Source organism: Furfurilactobacillus cerevisiae (assembly GCF_048961765.1).
GTDB classification, from domain to species: domain Bacteria; phylum Bacillota; class Bacilli; order Lactobacillales; family Lactobacillaceae; genus Furfurilactobacillus; species Furfurilactobacillus milii_A.
In genome coordinates this window covers 2,165,759-2,180,895 of record NZ_CP185253.1, presented here as the reverse complement: position 1 = coordinate 2,180,895, position 15,137 = coordinate 2,165,759, and the positions used below count along the sequence as shown (strand labels likewise).

At 43.8% G+C, this 15,137-nt stretch carries 15 protein-coding genes; 14 read left to right on the top strand and 1 reads right to left on the bottom strand.

Annotated features, from left to right (window positions below):
* Positions 1-19: 19 nt before the first annotated feature.
* Together ABUE36_RS10735 and ABUE36_RS10730 are read left to right on the top strand one after the other, a co-directional pair.
* Entirely contained in the window at positions 20-325 is a 306-nt protein-coding gene (locus ABUE36_RS10735; protein WP_178942776.1) for a hypothetical protein, read from the top strand.
* Positions 322-4,137 (top strand): tape measure protein, encoded by a 3,816-nt coding sequence (locus ABUE36_RS10730; RefSeq protein ID WP_421016699.1) that lies wholly within the window; start codon positions 322-324, stop codon positions 4,135-4,137. Before ABUE36_RS10735 ends, ABUE36_RS10730 begins: the two co-directional genes overlap by 4 nt.
* A 25-nt stretch (positions 4,138-4,162) precedes the next feature.
* On the opposite strand, the gene ABUE36_RS10725 is transcribed toward ABUE36_RS10730, so the two are convergent.
* On the bottom strand, positions 4,163-4,441 hold the full coding sequence (locus ABUE36_RS10725; RefSeq protein ID WP_178942774.1) for a hypothetical protein: 279 nt from the start codon (positions 4,439-4,441) through the stop codon (positions 4,163-4,165).
* 55 nt (positions 4,442-4,496) lie between these two features.
* Between ABUE36_RS10725 and ABUE36_RS10720 the strand changes: the two genes are divergently transcribed.
* The 12 genes from ABUE36_RS10720 to ABUE36_RS10665 all read left to right on the top strand — a co-directional run bounded on the left by ABUE36_RS10720 (position 4,497) and on the right by ABUE36_RS10665 (position 14,844).
* Complete coding sequence (locus ABUE36_RS10720; protein WP_421016698.1) at positions 4,497-5,408, top strand: phage tail domain-containing protein; 912 nt, start codon at positions 4,497-4,499, stop codon at positions 5,406-5,408.
* A complete protein-coding gene (locus ABUE36_RS10715; protein WP_421016697.1) occupies positions 5,368-6,588 on the top strand; it encodes a phage tail protein in 1,221 nt (406 codons plus the stop codon). Before ABUE36_RS10720 ends, ABUE36_RS10715 begins: the two co-directional genes overlap by 41 nt.
* Complete coding sequence (locus ABUE36_RS10710) at positions 6,563-7,585, top strand: hypothetical protein (RefSeq protein ID WP_421016696.1); 1,023 nt, start codon at positions 6,563-6,565, stop codon at positions 7,583-7,585. The genes ABUE36_RS10715 and ABUE36_RS10710 overlap by 26 nt, the downstream gene beginning before the upstream one ends.
* The gene (locus tag ABUE36_RS10705; RefSeq protein WP_421016695.1) at positions 7,585-8,532 is read left to right on the top strand and encodes a hypothetical protein; all 948 of its coding nucleotides are present in this window, start codon (positions 7,585-7,587) and stop codon (positions 8,530-8,532) included. The genes ABUE36_RS10710 and ABUE36_RS10705 overlap by 1 nt, the downstream gene beginning before the upstream one ends.
* 208 nt (positions 8,533-8,740) lie before the next feature.
* Positions 8,741-10,624 carry a GDSL-type esterase/lipase family protein gene (locus tag ABUE36_RS10700; protein ID WP_421017483.1) on the top strand — a complete coding sequence of 628 codons (1,884 nt, stop codon included), beginning with the start codon at positions 8,741-8,743 and terminating at the stop codon, positions 10,622-10,624.
* Between the two features lie 40 nt (positions 10,625-10,664).
* The gene (locus tag ABUE36_RS10695; RefSeq protein ID WP_421016694.1) at positions 10,665-11,738 is read left to right on the top strand and encodes a hypothetical protein; all 1,074 of its coding nucleotides are present in this window, start codon (positions 10,665-10,667) and stop codon (positions 11,736-11,738) included.
* A 13-nt stretch (positions 11,739-11,751) separates the two neighbouring features.
* Complete coding sequence (locus ABUE36_RS10690; protein ID WP_421016693.1) at positions 11,752-12,081, top strand: hypothetical protein; 330 nt, start codon at positions 11,752-11,754, stop codon at positions 12,079-12,081.
* The gene (locus ABUE36_RS10685; protein WP_421016692.1) at positions 12,074-12,214 is read left to right on the top strand and encodes a hypothetical protein; all 141 of its coding nucleotides are present in this window, start codon (positions 12,074-12,076) and stop codon (positions 12,212-12,214) included. Before ABUE36_RS10690 ends, ABUE36_RS10685 begins: the two co-directional genes overlap by 8 nt.
* A 23-nt stretch (positions 12,215-12,237) precedes the next feature.
* Positions 12,238-12,681, top strand: a complete 444-nt coding sequence (locus tag ABUE36_RS10680; protein WP_421016691.1) for a hypothetical protein — start codon at positions 12,238-12,240, stop codon at positions 12,679-12,681.
* Positions 12,674-13,024, top strand: a complete 351-nt coding sequence (locus ABUE36_RS10675; protein ID WP_421016690.1) for a hypothetical protein — start codon at positions 12,674-12,676, stop codon at positions 13,022-13,024. Before ABUE36_RS10680 ends, ABUE36_RS10675 begins: the two co-directional genes overlap by 8 nt.
* A complete protein-coding gene (locus ABUE36_RS10670; RefSeq protein ID WP_421016689.1) occupies positions 13,014-13,583 on the top strand; it encodes a phage holin, LLH family in 570 nt (189 codons plus the stop codon). The genes ABUE36_RS10675 and ABUE36_RS10670 overlap by 11 nt, the downstream gene beginning before the upstream one ends.
* On the top strand, positions 13,564-14,844 hold the full coding sequence (locus ABUE36_RS10665; RefSeq protein WP_421016688.1) for a GH25 family lysozyme: 1,281 nt from the start codon (positions 13,564-13,566) through the stop codon (positions 14,842-14,844). Before ABUE36_RS10670 ends, ABUE36_RS10665 begins: the two co-directional genes overlap by 20 nt.
* The last annotated feature ends 293 nt before the right edge of the window (positions 14,845-15,137 follow it).

Genomic DNA, 15,137 nt, shown 5'->3' with positions numbered 1-15,137 from the left:
TGCCCGTCGTTATATCGGCGTGACGGACGTTAATGTCTTTTACGATATGACGGTTCATGAATATAACACCATGTTAAAAGGTGCGTTACTGGCTCGAATTGATGATTTGTATGCGCAAAAGCAAGCTGCTAGTTTTACTCGGCCTGTCCTGCTAGCGGACGGTGAGAAGAATCAAGATTACGAACAACAAATTACAGAGAATTTGAAGCGGCAGGAAGCCAAGATTAAACAGCAGTTTGACCCATACTTTATCAAGCAACAGAAGGCTCGTAACGACCAAAACATGATGCTTTATCAGTTAATGCACGGAGGTGACAGCAAGTGAGTGCCGATTATGTAGTTGACCAAAAGGTTCGGTGGTCATTCGTTGATGACGTCACCAGTCCATTAACCCGTGTCAAACAGATGCTAACCGACGCTAGTAACTTAGTAAATGGATCTGTGAGTCCAACGAAAGTTCTAGAAGATGCCTACAAGATGTTAGGCACATCCGGTTCAGAATCCATCAACAAGGTTGTAACAGACGCTAAGGCGTTACAATCCCAAATGACCAGCATTCCTAAAGATACGAAACTTGAAGTTACTGCTAACACCAGTGAAGCGCTTGACCGTGCTAAACAGCTCGAAACAAATATTAAAGATTTGCCGAAAGACACTTTAGTTAAGGTCAATGCCACTACTGAAGCTAACAAGATTCTAGATTTCAAGAAGGATATCGGGGATGTCCCAACTACCCACAATACCAATCTAAAAGTTACCGATGAAGTGACGGAGCCAATTAAACGGGTTAATACAGCAACGTCTGAAGCCAGTAAATCTGGCAGTCGTTTAAAAGATGTATTAACGGGTACTTTTGTTGGTTCAATGATTAGTACTGGAGTCATGACGTTAGGGAGCAAGATTGTTGAGTCAGCCAAGAGTGGTCTTGAGTTAGCTGAGGCCGGTGAACAGACTACTCGTGCATGGTCGGCAATGGGTGTACCTAAAGACCAAATTAAAGACTTATCCAACAACATGGTTGAATTGCGTAATGAGAGTGGATTTGCTGCTGGAGACATTAAGAATATTCAGAAACAATTCTACGGATTTACGGGTTCGGCAGGCTTAACCGAAAACTTAACACGTGGTGTTACAGCTTTGGCGGTTGCCTCTGGCAAGGGCTCTGAGACCGCCGATGGATTAACTGGTTCATTTAAACGAATAGAATCACAGGGAAAGTTAACGAGTATGGCCTTTGCTCGGATGACTGCGCAAGCTCCGGCCTTACCTAAGCAATTAGCTTCAGCTTTGAATATGAGCCAAGACCAATTAAAGAAAGCAGTCGCCGACGGCAGCATCTCAGCTGATCAATTTACTCAAGCAATTGCTAAGATTGGTGCCTATTCTAGCCAAACATTTGCTGATTTTGGTAAAACCGGCGAAGGGGTCATGGCACAAATTAAAGGCGGATGGATGGGTGTTAAATCAACACTTATGCAACCGCTAGTTGATACTAAAACATCAGGTCTAGAATCTGTTCGAAACCTATTACAGTCCAAAGATATGACGGCTCTGGCTCATTCAGTTGGCGAAGGCTTGTCATACATGGCTACGCAAGCAGCTAATGTGATTAGCTATATTGCTGCGCATCAAAAAGACATTAATGGGATTATCCAAGATCTGACCCAAATTGTAGTTATTCTGGCAAAATCGATTTGGTCAACGGTCAGTGGCATCGTTAAAGATATTGCAAGTGCGTTTGGTTTGGTCAGTGATAGCGCTAAGAAGTCTGGTGACCCACTGAAACAGATTGAATCAGCTTTGGATGCAATCTTGAAACACAAAAGTGCCATTCAAGAGTTCGGCAAGATTCTGGTAGCCGCCTTTGCGGTGAAGAAAATTACGGGATTTATAAGCGGCTTTCAAGACTTGCAGAAGGCTTTTGAAAAAACGGCTGCATTCTCTACCGCACAGAAGTCAATTGCAGCGTTTGGCGACACATTAAACTCAACAGGTAAAATCTTTCCAGCTTTTGGGTCCGCATTAAAGGCTGTTCCATTTACGATTTGGATTACAGCTATTTCAACTATTGTGATTGCCTTGGTCGAGCTGTATAAACACAATGCTAAATTCAGAAATTTTGTGAATGGGATTGTGGATTCAATTAAACAGTTCTACAAAGATGCAGTTAAGTGGTTGGGGGATGCAATTAGCTGGGTTCGAAAGACCTTTGGACCGTTCTTCAATGAAGTGGTTAAAGCCGTTCAAAGTGTTTGGAAACAGATTGAACCCGTTGTCTCCGTTGGTATGAAGATTATTAGCTCTGCCATTCAACTGGGCATTGATTTGATTGTTGATGTTTGGAAGATTGGCTGGGGGTTGGTTTCGACCTATCTCAAAGTTGTTTGGGCAATCATGAAACCAATTGTTGACCTTGGTATGGCAGTCATTAAGAGTGTCATCTCTGGTGCGCTTAAGGTCATCGAGGGCTCATGGCGTGCTGTTTGGAATGCTATCGTTGTTATCCTAAAAATGGCATGGGCTGTGATGAAACCACTCGTTCTTGGTGCGATGAATGCGATTGCTGACATCATTAAATTAGTGTCAGATATCATCCATGGACGTTGGAATAAAGTCTGGGGTGACATTAAAGCCTATTACACCGATATTTGGAACGGTATCTCTGGAGCTATTCATGGTTTCATGAGCACGATTCTTGATGTTATCAGTCATGTTCTTGACGCCATCAACACTGTTTGGCGTTCAATGTGGTCAGGATTAGGCGACTTCTTTAGCGGCATTTGGAAAGGCATCAAGGGTGCAGCACAAGATGGCATTAACGGTGTCTTAAACGTTATTAACGCTGGTGTTGATGCCATTGATACAGTTTGGAAGTTCTTTACCGGACATGAGACCAGCATTCATCACTTGAAGCCGGTTAAGTTCGCTCAGGGTGGTGTGGTTCATACTCGCTTGTCCATGATTAACGATGGAGCTGGTCAGAACTGGAAAGAGCTATTACAGTTGCCTACCGGAGAATTGAAGATGTCTCATCAACGTAACGCTGTTATGCCGCTACCAGTTGGTACTCGTATCTACAATGGGGATGAGACGGCTAACATCATGCATTCAGCCGGTGTCCAACACTATGCTGATGGTGGGATTGTTGGTGACGCCATTGATTGGACAAAGGGTAAACTGTCTGACATCGGTTCATGGATTGGCGACAAGGCTGACGCTGTTGAAAAATTTATGAAAGACCCGCTAGGTAATATCTCAAAGGTCTTGCATAAAGCGACTGATGGACTGTTCAAAGGAGCTGCTAGCTTTGGTGACTTAGCCACGGGCACAATCGATAAACTTGCTTCCGTTGCAGTCGATAAATTCAAAGACATGCTGAGCCAAACTCAGAAAAAAATTGAGTCCGAGAATACTAATGGACCATCAGGGCCAGCAGTTGATCGTTGGCGTTCAGTTATTGGCCAAGCAACTGATATTTTGCATCATGCACCGCTTTCTGGTTCGCAGATTGGTCATTTGCTGTCTCAAATCGCTACTGAATCTGGTGGGGATAACAATATTGTTCAAAAAGTTTGGGATGTAAATATGGCGAACGGTAATCCTGCACAAGGGTTACTGCAATTCATACCCCAGACATTCGGACAGTGGGCTATCGGTGGTCACACCAACATCAAGAGCGGACTTGATCAGATCATTGCCGCCATTCGTCGTTTGGACGCTATGGGGACATGGAACTATATCGGTCAGGGTCATGGTTGGTGGACTGGTGGTCATCCGACTACCCCTCAATTGGCGCCAATCGCTGAACATGGGGATGAGTTCGTGGTTAACCCTCGGATGGGTAATGCCATGCAGCTCATCAATGAAGCTTATGAACGGACGGTACAAGAACAGCCACAATTACGCAACGCAACCACACCATCTGCAACAGGTATGCAAGTTAACACTGCTAGCGCTCAATCAGATGAAAGTCATTCAGGTATATCAACCAAGTTGTTAGATACCATTATTGAACGGCTGACTGAAATTCGTGATAAGAATGATGACACATACCTGGATGGCGAAAAGGTCACTAAGACGACTGAGCGTTTAAGCGCTGGTCGTTATCGAATGGCCGAAGCGCAAGGTCAAGCATAATAAAAAGGCACCCGCTGGGGTGTCTTTAGTTTTGTTTGATGCCATCTGCATAGCCAAAAACGGTTATTTTTGCTCCTGTTTCAGCTCCCGCGGCAGTGAATTTCAAATTTGCGAAGCCGTCTAAATTTCTTTCCCGGCATTTACTTTGCAGGTCTTTTAGAACTTTTAACTGTGCTCCAATGCCGGAAGCAGTTATTTCTTCTGAAATTAGTATACTTTCAGAATGATATCCTTCTGGCACTGGCCCAACAGTTTCAATTAGTTTAGGTTTGTTGTCACTTTTACCGAATAATGGCATCATCATTACCTCGCTTTGTTTGATGGCCTAATTTTATCATAAAAGAAAGGAGGCGCGTATCGTGCAAGTGTTTTCGCAAAGTACCAATAAACCACATGCTTATCGGTTCAGTGAGACCGACAACAAGTTACCATTCAATCCAGTTGAGTATGCTATCAGCACGGACGGTGTGAACTGGGTGTCATGCTTTGATGTTCCTGATTTGAAGAACGTTTATATGTATGATGCTGTACTACCTGATTTAACGCCAGCTGAAACGTATCAAGTAATCGGTCAACAAGACGGTCAAACGTTGATGGCTTCCCGTTATGATCAACGGGACATTGTGACACAGTTCTATGCTTTTGGCGAAGATGAAAACGACCAGTCGCTAGGTTATCAAGCACTAGAACGTTTTCTGTACGCCCGTGATGAGTATTGGATTACGTTTGCTAATCATGCTGGTTTGAAGTTTAAAGTGAAAGCCAAGACGTTCAAGCCAACGTATCCCAACGACAAGGATTTCTATGCCACTGTGACGTTCAACAACTCTGCTGGGGTTGGTCAAACGTTGGGAACGACGCAACAGATAAATGATTTTGACTCACCAATCTGGGCGTTAGGCCAAGGTATTGAGATGACTGGTAGTGTGCCACAGTATACGTTCAACACAGATAGTTTTACTGTGATGAATTTTGGCGACATTATGATTGAACCCGATATTAAACAGCACCCGTTAGTGATCACGATTCATGCGAATGGTAAGCCATCGCTGACTAATCAGACGACAGGGCAAACGTTCACGTGTAATCGTCAAGTAAGCACAGGGGATGAACTCAAACTGGCTGGTGTAAATCCATTCATCAATGGTCAACAATCTGGGATTGATACGAATCACGGCATCATCTCATTACAGCGTGGTGCTAATCAGTTCACCTTGACTGGTTGTACTGATGGCACTGTTAGTTTCGATACGCCGTTCTATTATGTTTAGTTATCCTTCATTGGTGGTGCGTGAACGTAATGGTAATAGCGAGGAACGATTGAACATTAATGACGCACACGATTCATTTCAGGATGCTTGGTCGCTGAACCAGTCGATGGAGTTATCGTTGACAGCACGATTGTTGCCAGGGTACACGTCTGCTTTCAATTTATTACAAACGCAAAACATGATTGTTTATGGTGGGCAACAATACGTCATTAAACAGGCTAGTCCAGCTGTTGATGCCGGTATCCTCACTAATCAGGTCAAGGCTGTTCACATTATGTATGATGTGCTAAAGAATGTTCGTAAAGAGGATATCAATGCTGGTACGCTGACCTATTCGTTTCAAGATGTTTGCAGTCAATTTGTGAATGGCAATGATCAGGGTGTGACGGTTGATTATGACGGTAGTTTTCAGTCAGTACAAATTGAGAACTTGGGGAACACCTCGTTTCTCGAATTCTTGACGAGTTATCTAGACAAGTTTGGTGCTGTTATGGTGCCAGACAATCTGCATATTCACTTTTATTCACGTGACACGTTTCGTCATGAGACCAACAACATGTTTGTTTATGGTGGCAATACGGACGCGGTTCATCTGTCAACGGACTCAAGTAACTTGATTAACCAGTGCTGGTGCTATGGTAAGCCAGTTGATAACGAGAATAGTTCTTCAAACAATGACTTAACCAAGGGTAACTACCAGGTTAAGTTTTTGTTTTCCAATCAAGACAGTATCAACAAGTATGGTCTGCATCGTGGACCAGCTATGTCTGATGAACGATTTACCGACCAAGGGTCAATGCAACAGTATGTTCAGTCGACGTTACAGACCGAACCAACATTGCAATTGACGATGCAGTATCTCAGTCGAACTGTAATCAATAAAGGGGATGGCTGGTATTTACGTGCACCTAGCATCGGACTGGAACGTGAGGTTACGGTGACAGGAATTACCCAGAATCCGTATAACCCAGCGTCGATGCCAACGATTACGCTAGACAACACGTCAGCAGCGTTACGTAGTATTTCGTTAACGTTGAGTAATCGAGTACGTGACCACGATAACCAGATAACTAATCTGACTGCGATTGCGAACAACATTCGTGTCAATGAAGAACATTTTCCGGGTTTAAAAACGATTGATGGAGGTGTAAGTGATGTCCAGTACCAACCAAACTCATAAGCGCTATTTACAGGAAGCTGACGGGACGGTTTACTGGCCGATTACTGCTTGGGATGCCGTTGTTGGTAAACCTGATGGCTTGGTCGATAAGCCCGCACTGGACGCGGCCATTGCTGGCATTCAAAAGCCTAACTTGAGTGGCTATCTGACGCAAGCGTCACTGGCAGGTTATGTAGTAAAAAGTGAGCTACCAGACTTCACTAAATTTGCGATGAAAACTGACCTGCCAACTTTTGACCCGAATACTGTCTACACAAAAGACGAGGTTAACAACTACGTTAGCCAATCGGTTCAGAATTCTTTATCCACGTTCTTGAATGGCGATTACGCAAAGGCCATAGCTCAGTTGAAAGAGCTGTCTGATGCCTTGAGTGGTGATCACTCTGTTTTAGCGGGCTTACTTACACAATTAAGTAATAAGGCGAATGTAGGTGACAGTTATCTTAAAAGCGAGGAAGATGCCAAGTTTGCGACTAAGGGTGAAGTAAGTGTTGCCATCAATGGCTTGAACAAGTTCGACCCGAATAAAGTGTTCACCAAGGATGAAGTAAACGCCGCAATCGTCAAAGCGATTGGTGACCTGCAAGATAAGATTTATGGCGGGGATGTCAACGCGGCATTAGACACTATCAAGGAATTGCAAGACGCTTATAACGGTAGCAATACCATCATTCAACGATTGCTTACTCAGTTAGGCAATAAGGCCAACGTCGGCGACAGCTTTACTAAAGACGAAGCGAAAGCCACGTTTGCGACGATTGCTACTGTTCAGACTGCTATTGACGGTCGATTACCAGCAATTGACAGTAATTTTGCGATGCAGATACTCATGGAAGGGTTAAAGGTGACACCTAATTTTACTACGGGGCATCTGGACTATGAGACCACACCAACGACCGACAGCACGATAACTGGTGCCATGATGAATTTGTATTTAACGAAGATAAGTTTCAGAGAAGATGAGAAAGGACATTTGATTACGGAGGTGACATTTTAATGGCGGACATTGGCAAGGTGTTCCCAACGCTGAATGGCACATGGAGTGCCACAACGCAGTATGAACGCATGAGCGTCGTGTTTTATCAAGGGGCCAGTTATATGTCGACTAACAATACGCTGAGTGATGAGCCTGACAAAAGCTCGAACTGGCAGAAGATGGCCGACAAGGGTGATGTTGGTAAAGACGGTGATCTAGGTCGTTTGGGTGGGGATGTCATTCCCATCAACCAGTTCACAGCTCAAGCACCAAACTTAAGTATCAATGATGACGGGACGCCTGAAACAGCATTACAAAACTATTCACCTGGCTACTCGTATGAGATTGTTAGTCCCAAATCTGACGGTAAATATCATTTACTGTATCGTGACTTTACGGGACAATCCGGCACACTAAAGGTGTTCTTTTACACAGACAAGCGAACTGCTGACAAGAGTGTGACTAAGGACATTACAGGTACGGATTTCACACTTAAGCTTGATGATCTGATTGATGCATCTGACATTGGTAAGTACGGTCGGGTTGGGATAGCAAGTTCACATGGTATGAGCCAGAAAGTTGCGTTATATTCGGAGTATGTTGATCTAGATATGTATTTGCCACCAATTAACAAGATTTTGAACGACGATACAGGTTGGATTAGTGTTGATGGCAGTAGTTATCCGAATAACACGCCAGAAAAACAATATGGCGGGGTGCGTTACCGTGTTTTGGGGCAGGTCGTTACGATTGAATTCTATATTGATCATATTGCAACGGGAAACGCGTTCAACATACCGCCTGAATATGCACTAGGCGTGCCAATATGGGGTAATTATTCACGTGGTGGAAATGTAAGATATTCTTTGGAAACAGATGGCAGTTTTAATATTGACGCACCTGCTGCTGGTCAAAGCTATGATTCAAACAGTTATCTAAGCGGTGTCATCACATATTTAGTCGGTTAGGGGGTGGGTGTATCAAAACAAAGGCAGAAATATTAAACCGGTGGAAACCGATAGATCAGAAAGACTTAGCTGATGCAATCCAAGCTGCCAAGCCAGATATTCAGCAGATGGTGAATAAGGCCAATCGGCTAACATCACCAGATGGTAGCATATGGGCGCCAACGATTGATAACGATGGGAAAGTGACATGGAAGAAGGTTGAAGGTTGATGGTTAGCTCACTCATTATGCTGGGGGATTCGATCACCCAAGGATGGGACGGCACCAAAGGTGTTGCTCACCCAATGTCATACTGGATTGGTAAGGAATTAAACATTTCCGTCAAAAACTGGGGCTGGGGTGGTGGTCAAATAGTTGGCGATCGTGATTCGGACTTGCTGCCAAACATTCGATCAGTTGACTTCACGCCCTATGATGCAGTATCAATCGGGTATGGTGTGAACGATTTCGACGATATTTCTGATAGTCTTGATACGATCACTAAGCAACTGGCTGTTGCGTTAGAAACGTTGCTGGCAAAAGCACCGAACATACAAGTGTTTGGGATTCTACCAACACCTGTTTTTGCTGGGGTGCCTAATCAGAACACGGTTAAAAATTCAAACTACACTGAAAATGAACTCATTGATGAACTAACTAATGTGTATGTTTCGTACGGGATCAATGTACTTGATTGGCGTCTTGACCCGATTATCACTGCTGCTAATCATGCCACCACATTGGGCGATGGTGTGATTCATCCAACGCAGGCTACTTATGATTTGATGGGTCAAAGAGTGGCAGAGTTTATCCACAATCCAAGGACGCCCTTGGAGATCATGCAGTCCTACAAGTATGTCATGGCCGCTTTCAAAGAACGTCAAGATTTGTGGGGGACATGGGGTGGCCGATTACGTATGATGCTTAGCAACGACGGAATGACATGGCGTCAGTTACCAACGGCGTACCCAGACCATCAAGTGCGCGACCCATCTATAGTAAAGATAGGTGACACGTACTACATTATTTTTACAACTGGTTTATTGCGGACAACTGACTTCGTTCACTATGACGATATGAATTGGAGTTGGTCATGGAAGTTGCACAATTATTGTTGGGCACCGGAGTTCTTCACGGACAATCGAGGAATAGTACGGGTGCTCTATGCTGGCAATCCAGAGGGGACTGATGATCAATGGACAATGAACCTGTATGTAGCCGACTTCGATCCAGCAGTTGGCCCAGTTGAAGGCACTGAACGTCAGTTGACTGGTGACATCATTAGTCTAAGTACGATTGATGGTAACCTGACTTATTTCAACGGAAAGTATCATCTGTTTTTTGATGATAACAAAACCGATGGCACAAGCTCATTACACTATGCCACGGCGACCGAGATGTTAGGCCCATATACTACGCAACCTGCCAATATCAATGAAGACAAGAATAGCTACGCGTTTGAAGGCCCAGAGTTATTTTTAAGTGATGAACTTGGCCCCCGCCTATTGCTTGACCCATTTGGTGCTTCAAATGATCCCAAGACGGCCTGGCATTCGGCGGGACATTTAGGAGAGGCTATGAAGCCAATCGAGTCACCGGACTTTCTGACTTATGGCAATTACCAAGTGCTAAGCAGTGTTAATGTTGATCCATTTCAAATAAGGCATGCAGGGCTAATGCTCGACATTGCTAACATTAGGTACAATTACTTGTTTCGAATTGACAATGCCGCTTATTTAAAACCGGTTATTAATCAGACCTTAACGGCGATTAACGATACATTGCTTAGTATTAACGGAACGGTTGCAGATAACTATGGTAGCTCACAGTTTTCAGTTGAACAGGTACCATTAATCACTTCGGATAAGCTCGACCGCGATTTTCGACTGCAAATGTTGGCTGCCTTTAAAGTCGCGTTTGAGGCGCTTAACACGGTTGGCAAGTATGTTAGTCAATACAACGTGGCACAGGCTGATGAGACCTTGAACATGAGCATGGTGCCCCACGCATTGCTGATTGATGCAGAATGGGTAAAGATGTATAACCGCCTAGTTACTAAAATTGAACAACGATTAGACAAGTTAAATCAAACAATTATTGATGTAGGACTGTAGTGGCAGTCCTTTTTATGCACAAATGGAAGGAAGTTAAAAAATGGCACAAGATTCAGCAGGACGCACAATTGTACCAGCAGGTTACAACGGGAACTTCGAAGTCATTGACATGAATTTCAACGATGACACAAAAGTTATTCAGATTAACCAGTTAAATGGCCGTCAAGGTGATACACGCACGGCACGGATTAAGACAGTTCAAGATAATCAAGCAGGAACTGGCATAGTTGCCTACAGTATTGACGGTTTACAGCCGCAAATTGTTGGTAAAGACGCAAAAGGTAACACCATTCAGATTGCAGGAAATTGGAATCCGATTAACGTCAATTTGGGGCTGTTTTCAATTACCGCACCAGCCAATGTGTATCAAGCAGTTGGCTTAACTCAAGGCTGTTACTTACGATTGGTTGATGGTAGTGGCAACGTAATCAGTTCAATTCCGGTTATCTTTGAAGTTATTCAAGATAGCTCAAGCATGACAAATTATGAAGCCGCAGCGTTCTTGCAAGGTGTTGATAGTGTTGCACAGCAAGGCATCGAAAAATTTGATTCAGCTAACACGCTTGCACAAACAGCTAAGGACGTAGCCAATCAAGCCTTAGTAGCAGCTAAACAAGCTGACACCGATGCAAAAGCACAAAACGTAGTCAAAAATAATGGTGATCAAGTTGTTATTGCGCCTGACTTTAATACTCCCGATGGTGGAAAACTTAGCGACTGGAACAATTTTAACAAAGCTAGAAAGCTTACTTTTTATGGCCAGTCAGACATTCTTCTATCAGGAAATGCTGTTTTTGACAACGACAACACACCGGAAATTATTAGCTTAGAAACGGACCAGTACGCCGACACGAGCGTATCAGTGGAAATTTACTTTACACAAGCATTGAAAGCCGACGCTATTATGCAAATATTCACAGTCCCTCAGAACTTATTAATTGATTCTTTTTCCGCTGGCAATGGAGTTTATTCAGAATTTATTAATGGCATTGGCTGCCATGTTTTTGCTAGAAATCACACATTTTACATTTATCCATACAGCGACGTGCCAATGACTGATAGCATCGGTACAAATCGACTAATGATTAACTTCAGAACAATTTGGAAAAAGTAAAGAGGGACAAATAATGCTATTAAATAATGATGAAGTAATTTTACTAGACAATAATCATCACTTTGTTAACTGTATCAAAAAGGCCAACGTAACAGCAGCGCAATTAACAACTTCAGTTGAGCCAATTGCTGACGGTCAACACCCTTATTTTGATACTGATAAGCAAGAGTGGACTGATGAACCGGAACACGCCGCAGCTCCTGATGCAACGGCGCTACTGGCAGCTCAAGTGGCCGCCTTAGATCAGAAAGTAGACGCAGGAACACAACAACAGGCCTTGCTCGGTGCACAAATCGCACAAGCATTAGCCGCACAACCAAAGGAGGAAGTAGCTCATGCATAGTCAAATGTTCGAATTAGTGAAGTTGTGGCACGAATCAGCGCCAACCGTTTGGAATGACGCAATGTTGGCCACCGCAGTTAGCATCAAATGGATCACCGATGCTGAACGTACTGAGATTATTCAAGGCAATTAGCTGAGTGAAAGGGGTGAGGCTGTGTGCTAGTCAGATTTTTCAAGAATCATTTTTGGATTGAACAAGGCACCGAAACCCTGTGGATGGCTTGGTATCTTGAATACTTTCAAAATTCATTTGCGGCTCATGATCATCTGTGGATTGACAGCATGTTCGGCCACCTAGATGATCCGTGGGTACCGATGATTCTAACAGCAATTGGAATTTTCGCACTGATTGTTGGCATCTGGGACCTACACAGGTTCTGTGCCCGTCAAGTTATGGTCGGTAGTCTTCAATTTGTATGGACACTGTTTGCTGTGGCTTTTGTTTGGCATGATATTCAAGTGGGCATGTTAGGTTGGATGACTGGCATCAGTATTATTGTCTGCATCAGAATATTTGTGAATTACATCAAGCCAACGTTTCATGGCAAGATGTTAGAAAATGAAATCAAATTGGTAAACGGCGGTGATAAGCGTGAATGAAATTACTATTGCGTTAATTACTGCTGTTGTAACCGCAATTGCAACGATTAGTGCTCAATGGCTAGTGAACAAGAGCAATGTTAAAGTAGCCAACATCGAATCATACCCAGACATGGCAGAACAATTAAGTAAGGCGATTGAACAGAACCTTGCCATGAATGCAAAACTGACTGAAGCAACTGAAAGACTTAGTGATGCGACTGCTCAAACGAAACAATCAAATGAAAACTTGGTCAAGGCTACTGCCGTCATTCGTGAAATGGTCGACGAGGTCAAACGCATTGGCGGTGACGCCTCTGTTGGCATTGCATACCTAAAGGAGAGAAATAATAATGAACAGTAATTTTTGGAATGATCTAGTAACGCTCGGTGTAGTCACCGGGCTTTTTTCATGGCTTTATTTTGGCTTATTGTCGCCAGCAGTCCATCAGTGGATTGCGACACAGAATGCTTCTAAGGCCAAACAAGTTGAGGAGTTATTGATTACTCTAGCAGACACTGCTGTACGTGGCCTATCAGTCAATCTGGCTGCTACTGGTGCTGACAAGAAAGCCGAAGCTGTTAAGCGAGTTAACTCTGCATTACTGGCTAAGGGTATCAACGTTGATACACAAAGAATTGCTGACACGGTTGAACGGTCATTTCAAGGCTTTGCACAAACAAATGCGCCAGCACTTGCCAACGCCCAGTCAGCCTACGAACAGCAGTCTACTGTGGCCGCATCTCAAATGGCTGCAGCTCAAAGTGGAGACGTTTCAGTGGCTGAAAGCGTGGCTACGAGTGCACCGGCTGAATTGAATCCCAACAACGTTGGCAGCAACGTTAGTCAAGCACCAGTGAGCCCATTAACTTCGAATGCACCTGAAAGTGGGGCGACAACTAATGGCCAATCTGTTCAATGATGTAGCCGTTTTTCAACGCGACGATTTAGCGTTCTTTCAAGCACTGGCCGCCAAAGGCTCTAAAGCCGTAATTATCAAATTGACGCAAGGTAGCTGGTACGTTAATCCTAAGTTCGTTAACCAATACAACAATGCTCAAGCAGCTGGTCTGCAGGTACACGTTTACCATTACTTTACCGGCCAACCGAATGAAGCGCAGTGGTTGATTGCTAACATCAAATCTATGGGAATTAGTGGTGATCCTATCAATATCTTGAATGACGTTGAAGATCCGTCACTGGTTTGGAATCCAATGATTGCGGTTAATCTGTTCACACAACAGATGATTGACGCTGGTTATGGAGCTGACATCAATTGGACGTATGGTCCTGCTTCGTGGTTCAAAGAAGGCCGGTTAGCAAAGAGTCAGCTGACCGCTAAGCATATCTGGCCGGCTTCTTATGGCACATCGCAACCCGGTGTTGATGATGCCGAAGCGTGGCAATATACGGATAACTTCAGTGGCATGTCAGTTGACGCTTCATATGATTTTAGCGGTCTACTTACTTCTGGTCAGACACAGACAGCAGGTAAGTGGGTTAATGGATCACAAGGCTGGTGGTATCAAAACGCTGACGGTTCATACCCTACAGGATGGTCACAGATTGACGGTACATGGTATCTGTTTGATGGTTCTGGTTGGTTACAGACCGGTTGGCATTATATTAACGGCAAATGGTATCTGTTGAACGACCAACACGATGGCACGTTTGGCGCGATGTTAACCGGTTGGCAGTTTACGAATAACCAGTGGTATTACTTGAATCCTACTAACGGGGATTTGCAAACTGGTTGGATCAACGATGACGGGAACTGGTACTTTAGTGACCGGTCAAACGGGACGATGCAATGGGGTTGGCTTAATGACGCTGGCAACTGGTATCTACTAGGTGCTCATGCCGTCATGCAAACAGGCTGGTCACAGTACAATGATCACTGGTACTTGTTTGATGATCACGGTCGTATGTTAACTGGTTGGCGAGAAATCGACGGCAAGTGGTACTATCTCAGTCCAACGAACGGCATTATGCAGCAAGGCTGGCTGCAGCTGGATAATCAGTGGTACTTCTTCAATGATGATGGCTCAATGTCAACGGGATGGGTATCACGACCACAGGCACCACTGTGGTATCACTTTGACGACAATGGTGTGATGCAAACCGGCACGCAGACGATTGACGATAAGCAATACACGTTTGATGAAAATGGGAAAATGAAATAAAAATTGAATAACTAGTTTTGCTGATAATTTAGGCGCTCATTCCGTAATTGGAGTGAGCGCCTTTTTTGTGTCGTATAATTTTTCTATTTTAAATTAATGAAAATTATATAATATGTATCTGCCAAAGTTCACTGTCTCTAATTTTTAAAACGAAAAAGCAACGGATAGCAACGAAAAGGCAACGAATTAGACATTTACTGTCCATATACGAATCGATGATAAACACTTCTATATCAACGATAACAAAGGTTAATCACATACTAACCAACGACTCAAAAATGCGCTTGGGGTGC

Excerpts from the sequence above, each read along its gene's own strand:
- ABUE36_RS10725 (WP_178942774.1), bottom strand. The coding sequence starts at position 4,441 with ATGATGATGCCATTATTCGGTAAAAGTGACAACAAACCTAAACTAATT.
- ABUE36_RS10715 (WP_421016697.1), top strand. The coding sequence starts at position 5,368 with ATGGCACTGTTAGTTTCGATACGCCGTTCTATTATGTTTAGTTATCCT.
- ABUE36_RS10710 (WP_421016696.1), top strand. The coding sequence starts at position 6,563 with ATGTCCAGTACCAACCAAACTCATAAGCGCTATTTACAGGAAGCTGAC.
- ABUE36_RS10705 (WP_421016695.1), top strand. The coding sequence starts at position 7,585 with ATGGCGGACATTGGCAAGGTGTTCCCAACGCTGAATGGCACATGGAGT.
- ABUE36_RS10700 (WP_421017483.1), top strand. The coding sequence starts at position 8,741 with ATGGTTAGCTCACTCATTATGCTGGGGGATTCGATCACCCAAGGATGG.
- ABUE36_RS10695 (WP_421016694.1), top strand. The coding sequence starts at position 10,665 with ATGGCACAAGATTCAGCAGGACGCACAATTGTACCAGCAGGTTACAAC.
- ABUE36_RS10690 (WP_421016693.1), top strand. The coding sequence starts at position 11,752 with ATGCTATTAAATAATGATGAAGTAATTTTACTAGACAATAATCATCAC.
- ABUE36_RS10685 (WP_421016692.1), top strand. The coding sequence starts at position 12,074 with ATGCATAGTCAAATGTTCGAATTAGTGAAGTTGTGGCACGAATCAGCG.
- ABUE36_RS10670 (WP_421016689.1), top strand. The coding sequence starts at position 13,014 with ATGAACAGTAATTTTTGGAATGATCTAGTAACGCTCGGTGTAGTCACC.
- ABUE36_RS10665 (WP_421016688.1), top strand. The coding sequence starts at position 13,564 with ATGGCCAATCTGTTCAATGATGTAGCCGTTTTTCAACGCGACGATTTA.